5 protein-coding genes are annotated in these 5,332 nt (G+C 69.1%); 3 read left to right on the forward strand and 2 right to left on the reverse strand.

Annotated elements, in window-relative coordinates; all coding sequences use genetic code 11:
- The 3 genes from A5695_RS25470 to A5695_RS25480 all read left to right on the forward strand — a co-directional run.
- Positions 1 to 444: ATP-binding cassette domain-containing protein (locus A5695_RS25470; protein WP_156749848.1), on the forward strand; the 444-nt coding region annotated here is incomplete at its 5' end.
- Positions 378 to 1,196, forward strand: coding sequence for an ABC transporter permease (locus A5695_RS25475; protein WP_156749849.1), 819 nt, complete (start codon positions 378 to 380; stop codon positions 1,194 to 1,196). The genes A5695_RS25470 and A5695_RS25475, both read left to right, overlap by 67 nt.
- A gap of 55 nt (positions 1,197 to 1,251) precedes the next feature.
- Positions 1,252 to 1,875, forward strand: coding sequence for a TetR/AcrR family transcriptional regulator (locus A5695_RS25480; RefSeq protein ID WP_156749850.1), 624 nt, complete (start codon positions 1,252 to 1,254; stop codon positions 1,873 to 1,875).
- Here A5695_RS25480 and A5695_RS25485 read toward each other — a convergent pair.
- Positions 1,841 to 2,065, reverse strand: a complete 225-nt coding sequence (locus tag A5695_RS25485) for a Trm112 family protein (protein ID WP_068089149.1) — start codon at positions 2,063 to 2,065, stop codon at positions 1,841 to 1,843. The two genes, A5695_RS25480 and A5695_RS25485, sit on opposite strands and share 35 nt — an antisense overlap.
- Entirely contained in the window at positions 2,058 to 5,045 is a 2,988-nt protein-coding gene (locus A5695_RS25490; RefSeq protein ID WP_068089152.1) for an acyl-CoA synthetase, read from the reverse strand. The genes A5695_RS25485 and A5695_RS25490 overlap by 8 nt, the downstream gene beginning before the upstream one ends.
- Between the last annotated feature and the right edge of the window lie 287 nt (positions 5,046 to 5,332).

Here is a 5,332-nt window from a genome sequence, read left to right on the forward strand (position 1 = left end):
AACGTCCGCTACTTCGCCACGCTGTACGGTTTCGAGCACCACGCCGCCGACGCCGCTATCGAGCGGGTCGGGCTGGCCGACCACCGGACCGCGTTCTGCGGCAACCTTTCCGGCGGCCAGCGCACCCGGGTGTCGCTGGCCTGCGCGCTGGTCTGCCGGCCCGATCTGCTCGTGCTCGACGAGCCCACCGTCGGCCTGGACCCGGTGTTGCGCGCGGATCTCTGGGAGCAGTTCGCCGACCTCGCCCGCGGCGGGACCACGCTGCTGGTCTCCAGCCATGTCATGGACGAGGCCGACCACTGTGGCGACCTGCTGTTGATGCGCGACGGTCACCTGCTTGCCCACACCACCCCGGCCCAACTACGAGAGGACACCGGATGCCCGTCACTGGAGGACGCGTTTCTGTCCATCATCAAGCGCAGCACCATGCGCCAGGCCGGCTAGGGCTCAAGGGCTACACCGCCACCACGACGCGGATCCTGCGCCAACTGGCGGCCGACCACCGCAGCGTCGCGATGATCCTGTTCGTGCCGATCTTGGTGATCACGTTGATGTACTACATGTTTCAGAACGCGCCGCACCGCCCCGGCACGCCGGCGCCGTTCAACAACGCCTGCCTGATCCTGCTGGGCCTGTTCCCGCTGTTCGTCATGTTCATCATCACGGCGATCACGATGCAGCGTGAGCGGGCCTCCGGGACGTTGGAGCGCATCCTGACCACTCCCCTGCGCCGGTTCGACCTGCTGATCGCCTACGGCACCGCCTTCTCGGTGGCCGCCGCGGCGCAGGCGGTGCTGGCATGCATCGTGTCGTTCTGGTTGCTCGGGTTCGACACCGCGGGCAGCCCCGCGTGGGTGTTCGTGATCGCGATCGTCAACGCCGTCCTCGGCGTGGGCCTGGGCCTGTTGTGTAGCGCCTTCGCGCGCACCGAGTTTCAAGCCGTGCAGTTCATCCCGCTGGTGATGGTGCCACAACTCCTGCTGGCCGGCATCATCGTGCCGCGGGCCCTGATGCCGCACTGGCTGCAGTGGGTCAGCAACGTGATGCCGGCCAGCTACGCGCTGGAGGCGCTACAGCAGGTGGGCGCACACCCGCAGCTGACCTACGTCGCGGTGCGCGACATCGTCGTCGTGCTGGGTTTCGCGCTCGCTGCGCTGTGCCTGGCCGCCGCGACGCTGCGGCGGCGGACCGCCTAGTGGCGATCGCAAGCGCGGCGAAGCCGGGCGCGGCGGGTCGCCACGGAGGCTCCTAGTGGCGATCGCAAGCGCGGGTCGCAGGCGGCCCGGGCGGCCGGCCGGCGGTTCCGGCACCCGTGACCGCATCCTGGCCAGCGCACGAGAACTGTTCGCCGCCAACGGGATCGGCAACACCTCGATCCGCGCGGTGGCGGCGGCAGCGGGCGTCGATTCCGCGCTGGTGCACCATTACTTCGGCACCAAGGAAAAACTCTTCGCCGCCGCCGTGCACATCCCGATCGATCCGATGGAGGTGATCGGTAAGCTGCGCGAGGTACCCGTCGACGAACTCGGCCACACGCTCCCGTCGATGTTGTTGCCGCTGTGGGACTCCGAGGTCGGTGCCGCGTTCGTCGCGGCCCTGCGGTCGATCATCGCCGGCTCGGAGGTCAACCTGTTCCGCACCTTCATCCAGGATGTAATCACGGTGGAAGTCGGCCCGCGCGTTGACAATCCACCCGGCAGCGGACACATCCGTGTCCAATTCGTCGCGTCGCAACTGATCGGCGTGGTGATGGCGCGCTACATCCTGAAGCTGGAGCCGTTCGCCTCGTTGCCGGCCGAGCAGGTCGCTTCGACCATCGCGCCGAACCTGCAGCGTTACCTCACCGGGGACCTGCCGGACGGCCTTGCGCCATGAGCCGCGCGTGCTCGTCGTCGTCGACATCGCGAGCCTCATCGACGAGCAACACCGGGATGCCGTCCTCGATCCGGTAGGCGCGCCGCAGCCGGGGGTTGTACAGCAGTTCCCCCTCGGCTGAGTCCACGAGCAACAGCGGGCCCCGGTCGGCCGGGCACACCAGGATGCTCAGCAGCGAATCGTCAACCATCGGCGGACCCCTTCAGTTCGGATCGTATGGCGGGGGTCAGCTTTCGGAAGTGCTGGCCCTCGGCGTCGAAGTACCACACCTGGCGACCCGGCTTGGGAATTCCCGCCGCGCGCAGCGCGCTGACGGTCGGACGGTAGGTCGCGCTCAATGTCATCTCCGGGCAGACCTGGACGATGTCGGGCCCCACCCCGATCGGAATCTTGGCGACGGCGTCCGTCAGGTCGGCCGCGGTGATACTCGCGCCGGGCAGCAGCGTCACCGCCGAGATCGCGACATCTCGGTCGCCCACCCGCACGTTGTAGGTCACCGCCAGGTCGACACCGTTGACGCAGCCCAGCACGTTGTTGACCGGCTCGTCGAACACCAGGCCGCGCGCGGTGTGGACCACCGAGCCGCGCCTGCCGGCCAGCCAGTAGTCGCCGTCGTCGTCGCGGTAGAACAGGTACTCGGTGGAGATCCAGGTGTCGCCGGCGGCGAAAACCCCTCGTTTGACCGACGCCGTCGGATCGATCGGGCCCTTGGAAGCGGCGAGCAGCACCCCAACCTGTTTCGGCTCGGCGACCTGGACGAAGCCACGCTCGTTCTCCAGGATCAGGTCGTGCTCGGCGTCGTAGGCGGCCAGCTCGATGCGCCCGGCACCGGGCAGTGGACGACCCTTGCTGCCTTGCTTCGCGCCGGACACGTTGGCCAGCACCGCCTGCCCGTCGGTGGTGGCGAAGAATTCGACGACGTGAGCGGGCGCGAACGCGTCGACGACCCTTTCCCACAGGCCGGTCGGCATGCCGGACCCGATGAACAGCCGGACCGGGTGGTTGCCATGCAGCACGAACGCGGGGTCGTCGACGATCTCGCGCAGCATGGCCCAGGTGTAGGACACCACCGTGACGCCGTACTGCCGCACCTCTTGGACGAACCGGTCGCGGTGCAGGCCGCGGGACAACGCGATGCGGGTGCCGCCGACCACCGCCCCGCCCAGGCTCACCAGCAGCGCCGACTCGTGGTGCAGCGGGGTCAGGCAGTAGACGGTGTCGCGGCGGTCCAGGGCGGCCGTCGACGCGGTCCCGAAGGCCGACACCGCCCAGCGGTAGTTGGTGATCTGCTTGGCCACCAGTTCGCCACCGGCCGCACTGAACGCGATGAAAGCGAGGTCGCGGGCCAGTCCCGGGTTGGGGCGGTACCACCCGGGCAGTTGGACGGCGTCCGGGTCGATCTGCTCCATGTCGATGACATCGCTGTCGTCGGGCAGGTGCAGATCGCGTGCCTCGCCGCCGCCGAGTACCAGCACCTGCCGGAGGCCCTGGCGGTCCGCCGCCAGCACCGCCTCGAGATTGGTGGGGTCGGTCAGCAGCTCGGTCACGCCGCCGAGCCGGACCGAGGCGGCCAGGTCGGCATCCGGTCGCATCACGACCCCGATCGCGCCGAGGCGGGACAGCGCGGCGATGGCCACCAGCGCGCTGGGTCGCGTCTCCATCAGGACGCCCACCCGGTCACCCTGCCGGACGCCGACCTCGATAAGGCCCCGGACGACGTTGTTGATGCGCCGGTTGACGGCCTCGTAGGTGTGCACCCGCCCGTCGAAAAGCAGGAATTCGCCCTGGGGGGCGTCGTGCGCCTGCTCGTCGATGATCCGGCCCAGCGAAATGCGGGTGTGGTCGTTCATCTGCCCCAGGCGGACCAGGCGCGGCAGCGTGCGGGCCGTTTCGACAGCCAGGGTGCGCATCGACTTGTTGGCCGCGACCACCGTGTTGGCCGCGCCGCGGACCATGCCCAGCGCCGCCTCGGACACCTCGCCGAGGCCGTGGGTGATCCGGGAGCTCAGCGCGACGCCGCTGTCGGTGTGCTCCGCGGGCTGGTCGGCCATCAGGTCGATGCCCGCCGGCTTGTCGCCGCCGGCGGACAGCCACTTCACCCACTCCGCGACGGTCGGCCAACTCTGTTGCGCCGCTTTCGATCCCACCACCAAGCCGAAATGGCCTGTGCGGATGGTGGATTCGTAGACTTCGGCGTCCGGCGCCGCCCGCCGGATGCCGCGCACCGAGGCGGGCTGCCCGATGTCGTCCACCTCGCCGACGAAGGCCAGCACCGGGCAGGTGATGTCGGTGAGCGTGACCATCTGGCCGTTGACGGCGAAGCCGCCGGTCATCATCCGATTGTGGGCGATGAATTGCTTGAGCAGTTCGGAGATCGCCGGGCCCGACCAGGCGATCCACCCTTCGCGCTCGAGGAACCGGCGCTGCTGTTCGCGTGGCAGCAGCGCCTCGCGGTCGTGCAGCTGGCGCACGAAGTCGACGCGTGCCTTGGCGGTCTTGAGCGGGTCGAGCAACTGAAAACCGGTGCGCGCCATCCAACTGGGGATGGCCAGCCGGCTGAAGACGTGGTCCGCCATGAAGTTGGCGGCGGGCGCGGCGAAGTTTGGCGGGATTCCCATCGGCAGGGCGGCCAGGGTATCGACCGGCGAACCGAAGGTGACGATGCTGGCCAGGCTCTTCGACCGCCGGTAGGCGGCGACCTGATAGCACCACATGCCGCCCTGCGAGTAGCCGACCAGGTGGATGTCGCTGCCGGTGACGTGCTTGACGGTGTCGATGGCCTGACTGAGCGCGACGATGTGGTCGGCCAGGGTGCGGCGCATGCCGCCTTCCACCTTGTCGGGCTCGCCGAAGTCGATCACCCAGGGATCCAGCCCGTTGGCGTGCAGGATGCCCACCGCGCCCTCCTCGCGCGTGACGTCCCACATGTTCGCCGACATCATCATCGGGTGCACCATCAGCACCGGCGGACCCACCCGCGGCTTCTCGCGCCGGCTGTCCGGCGGGAAGTAACGCCGCAGCTTGTACATCGGTACGCTCTCGACGATTTGCGACGGCGATGGGACGCTACCTGTTTCCAAGCCCCCCAGCCGGACAACCTCCAGCCCGTTCTGCGCCGTAGCAATCAGGCGCTCGACCGGTCGCGTGACAATCGACAAGTTGAGATCCACGGCCGCTCCCTTGCGTCTTGACAGCTCCGACATCATGGCACATCGGCCGCCACGGCGGTCCTGGCCAGGCGATTTGCTCCGGCCGGTCAACCGTTGCAGGCGTGCGGGTCGAGTCTGGATCCCCGACCCGCACCGTCGCGCGCCGCCGCGTCGAGGATCAGCGCGACCCGCGCCGCTAATGTCGTCCCCCGCCCCCGCGACTAGAAGGGTGGAGGTTCGTCGTCGGGGGGTGCGGGGCCGGGCGGCGCCGGTTGGGCGGCCAGGCGGGCTTGGCGGTTGCGGTGGCG

The organism is Mycobacterium sp. E1747, assembly GCF_001667775.1.
In the GTDB taxonomy this organism is placed as follows: Bacteria; Actinomycetota; Actinomycetes; order Mycobacteriales; family Mycobacteriaceae; genus Mycobacterium.

Bases quoted from the DNA above. Each gene is read 5' to 3' on its own strand.
- A5695_RS25475 (WP_156749849.1), top strand. From the start codon at position 378: ATGCCCGTCACTGGAGGACGCGTTTCTGTCCATCATCAAGCGCAGCAC.
- A5695_RS25485 (WP_068089149.1), bottom strand. From the start codon at position 2,065: ATGGTTGACGATTCGCTGCTGAGCATCCTGGTGTGCCCGGCCGACCGG.